Here is a 1985-nt window from a genome sequence, read left to right on the forward strand (position 1 = left end):
GGCTGGCGGCTGACCTGCGGTCCGACGACCGATGTCGAGCACGTCTACGCCGACGCCGTCATCCTCACCACGCCCGCCGCCGCGACCCGCAAACTCCTCGAACCGGTCGCACCGGAGGCGGCCGAACTGATCGCCGGCATCGAGACCGCCTCGGCGGCCGTCGTCACCTTCGCCTTCCCCTCCGCGCAGATGCCCGATCTGGCCGGCTCCGGATTCCTCGTGCCCCCGGTCGAAGGCTTCACGGTCAAGGCCAGCACGTTCAGCTCCAACAAGTGGGCGTGGATGCCGGAGCAGTTCCCCGACGTGACCTATGTCCGGGCCTCCCTGGGCCGGCACGGCGACGAGGCCGCCCTGCAACGCTCCGACGATGACCTGGCCGACCTCGCCCTGACCGACCTGACCGGCATCCTCGGTGTGACCCTGCCCGCACCGATCGGGGTGCACGTGCAGCGCTGGGGCGGGGGACTCCCGCAATACGGAGTCGGCCACCTGGACCGGATCGCGTTGCTGCGCAAGGAGATCACCAACCACGCGGGCCTGCAGGTGGCGGGCGCGGCATACGACGGCGTCGGCATCCCCGCGGTCATCGCCTCCGGCCGCCGCGCAGCGCAGGACCTGGCGGCGACGGCCGGCTTGAGAGACTGACCCCATGACCGAACGCCCCACGCCGGCCAAGCCGAGCCCCGCCCGCATGCGCGAGATCAACGACACCATCCGCTACGCGATGTGGTCGGTCTTCGCGATCGAGACCCGGCTCGGCGAGGCCGACCGCGCGGCATACGCCGCGGAGATCGACGAGCTCTCCGCCGATCTCGCCGGCCAGGATGTCGTCGTCCGCGGCCTCTATGACGTCTCCGGCCTACGCGCGGACGCCGACCTGATGATCTGGTGGCACGCGCCGGACGCGACGGCGTTGCAGGCGGCATACCAGCGGTTCCTGCGCACCGGTTTGGGGCAGCACTTGAAGCCGGTGTGGAGCCAACTCGCGCTGCACCGCCCGGCGGAGTTCAACAAGAGCCACATCCCCGCCTTCCTCGCCGACGAGGAGGCGCGGGCCTTCGTCTGCGTCTACCCGTTCGTGCGCTCCTACGACTGGTACGTCATCGACGACGCCGAGCGGCGCGACATGCTGCGCGAGCACGGCCAGATGGCGCGCGACTATCCCGACGTGCGCGCCAACACGATCGCCAGCTTCGCCCTCGGCGACTACGAGTGGATCCTCGCGTTCGAGGCCGACGAATTGCACCGCATCGTCGACCTGATGCGCGAACTGCGGGCCTCGCGGGCCCGCCTGCACGTGCGCGAGGAGACGCCGTTCTTCACCGGCCCGCGGGTCGAGGTGGCGGCCGCCGTCGCGGCGCTCCGATAGCTGATTACCCGGCCGGCTTGAGCGTCAGGCTGATGGAGTTGATGCAGTAGCGCTGGTCGGTCGGCGTCTCATAACCCTCGCCCTCGAAGACGTGCCCGAGGTGGCTGCCGCAGGCGGCACAGCGCACCTCGACACGGGGACGCCCGGGCAGGGAGCGGTCCTCGAGATATTCGACCGAGTCACCGGCCAGCGGGGCATAGAAGCTCGGCCAGCCGCAGTGGCTGTCGAACTTGGTCTCGGACTGGAAGAGTTCGGCGCCGCAGGCCCGGCAGGCATACACCCCGACGGTCTTGGTGTCGGTGTATTCACCGACGAAGGGCCGCTCGGTGCCGGCCTCGCGCAGGACCGCATACTCCTGCGGGCTCAGCGTCGCTCGCCACTCCTCGTCGGACTTGGTGACGGGATAGTTCCGGTCGCTCTGCAGGCCGCTCATTCCGCAGAGTCTGGCACGCCGGGCCGACGGTCGACGTCCGCGCCGCTCGCCAGATCGCCGCACTCGACGATCACCAGGCCCCGCTTGTCGGCCAGGTAGCCGCGTCCGCCCGCGTCGCCGCGCAGCGTCGCGAGCATCGGCGCGAAGTGCATCGCGCCGACGAGCACCGGGTGCCCCGGCCGC

General features: G+C 70.6%; 3 protein-coding genes and 1 pseudogene. 2 read left to right on the plus strand and 2 right to left on the minus strand.

Going from position 1 to position 1985, the window contains the following annotated elements; all coding sequences use genetic code 11:
• On the plus strand, positions 1 to 645 hold a 645-nt coding region (locus tag BN11_RS16615; protein ID WP_048699465.1), incomplete at its 5' end, for a protoporphyrinogen/coproporphyrinogen oxidase.
• Between the two features lie 4 nt (positions 646 to 649).
• Positions 650 to 1369 (plus strand): hydrogen peroxide-dependent heme synthase, encoded by a 720-nt coding sequence (hemQ, locus tag BN11_RS16620; RefSeq protein WP_048699466.1) that lies wholly within the window; start codon positions 650 to 652, stop codon positions 1367 to 1369.
• A gap of 4 nt (positions 1370 to 1373) precedes the next feature.
• Here hemQ and msrB read toward each other — a convergent pair whose 3' ends face one another.
• Positions 1374 to 1802, minus strand: a complete 429-nt coding sequence (gene msrB / locus BN11_RS16625; protein WP_048699467.1) for a peptide-methionine (R)-S-oxide reductase MsrB — start codon at positions 1800 to 1802, stop codon at positions 1374 to 1376.
• A pseudogene (locus tag BN11_RS24150) lies at positions 1799 to 1985 on the minus strand (nucleotidyltransferase family protein); the annotation flags it as partial. The gene msrB and the pseudogene BN11_RS24150, both read right to left, overlap by 4 nt.

This window comes from Nostocoides australiense Ben110 (genome assembly GCF_001050535.1).
GTDB lineage: Bacteria > Actinomycetota > Actinomycetes > Actinomycetales > Dermatophilaceae > Nostocoides_A > Nostocoides_A australiense.